This window comes from Leptolyngbya cf. ectocarpi LEGE 11479 (genome assembly GCF_015207065.1).
In the GTDB taxonomy this organism is placed as follows: domain Bacteria; phylum Cyanobacteriota; class Cyanobacteriia; order Phormidesmidales; family Phormidesmidaceae; genus Leptothoe; species Leptothoe ectocarpi.
Genome location: NZ_JADEXP010000613.1, coordinates 1 through 1614, shown reverse-complemented (window position 1 = coordinate 1614; position 1614 = coordinate 1). Strand labels below are relative to the sequence as shown.

Here is a 1614-nt window from a genome sequence, read left to right as displayed (position 1 = left end):
TTAGCGATGTACTTCCAGGTGTGATGTGTCTCGTGTCACCAGGACTGGATAGCCGAGTGTACCAAGTGTATCCAGAAGCGCATAAGCCAAAAAATAAACCGGCGTAGCCGTTTCTCCAAGTTCATCACCAAGCAGGTAATCGCAATCATAGTTTCAGCGGTTTGGGCCAGTTTGGCCATGACCCGCCCGAGGCCAAACCGCCGTTTTGCTTGACCGAACTTACCTTCGACTTCCACGCGAATGCGTTCATCCTCACGGGCTTGTTGTCGCAGTTGAGTCTGTTCTTTTTCATCCAGGGACGGTCGTCCTAGCGGTGGACCACTTAGACGAATGCCGTGTTGTTTACACCAATCCAAGTTAGGCCGTGTTCGGTAAATCTGGTCGACATGAACCGACTCTGGATAGTGGCCCGTTCGCGTACGAAACCGCTCTATCTGGTCAATCAAATCGCCCGATTCATTGAAGTTGTCCCAACTCAGGTGGTCGAGAAATACAAATCCCGCTACACAACTAATGGCAATCTTGGCCCCAAATTCAACCGGGGTTCCGGCTTTACCCCGCACAATAGGACGAACATGGGGTTGAGAAATACTCACAATGCGGTCATCAATCCGACGGCTCTTTTGGTCGTACATGTGCTGCTGTTGGCGAAACACCTCATGAATGACCAACAGCGTCCGATACTCACGCGGATCTAGAGCCGCTAAGGAGGCTCCCACCGTGATGAGTCTATCAATGTGGGCCAGATTGCGCCGTAAAAAATTGAGTTGTTGTCGGATGCTTTTACGGATCAGTTTATGGGGCTTTTTACGCTTTTTGGCAAGGGTTAGATACGCTTTTCGCGCCTGGTTGCGATAGGTCCGTGGCTTTTTCTTCATACATCCGGCCACCTGTTGATATAGCTCATCAATCAGACGTTCACTGTGTTCTCTGGCCTCGTTGAGTAAATCAAGATCCGTCGGATAGCGAATATCCGCAGGCGCACAACTCGCATCCGCAATCAGTTTTCCGCGATGCTCTAGCACCGGTGGCTCGGGTGGATCTGAATCATCTTCATCTGACGGGGCCTTGTGACCTGGGTCTGAGTCGGTTGGTAAAGCTGCGGTGTCTGCCTCCATCGCCGATTGGACGACCGACTCGTTGACTTGCAAGACCAGGTCAATCCCAATCCGTTTTCGGAAATGCACCAACATCGACGCATCAAAGGGCGCGTCGTCACGATACTCATGTAACCCTAGAAAATATTGCAGATACGGGTTCTCTCGTATTTGTTCGACCGTCTCCCGGTCGCTGATGCCCAGTCGTTCTTTGATAATCAATGCACCTAGGGCCATCCGAAATCGCTTAGCCGGTGCTCCCTCGTCCTCGCTGAACTGCTGCGCATAAACCGATTCAAATTCATCCCATGGAACCATCTCCGCTAGTTTTACCCAACGGTTTTCGCTCGATAATTTACCCCTAAACGGCAGATAGAAATTCTCGAACGATAGCTGACCCGGTGATGATTGTCGGTACATTTCCCTGGTTAGGTGCAAGGGTTTTGAGCATTTTAGCTGATTTCCTTTGCACCTAATCAGGGCGTAATAGCCGGTAACCCTTATCAGGCTTACGTAG

At 50.7% G+C, this 1614-nt stretch carries 1 protein-coding gene; it reads right to left on the bottom strand.

Annotated features, from left to right (window positions below):
* Window positions 1-35: 35 nt before the first annotated feature.
* On the bottom strand, window positions 36-1517 hold the full coding sequence (locus IQ260_RS30460) for an IS5 family transposase (RefSeq protein ID WP_193996782.1): 1482 nt from the start codon (window positions 1515-1517) through the stop codon (window positions 36-38).
* Between the last annotated feature and the right edge of the window lie 97 nt (window positions 1518-1614).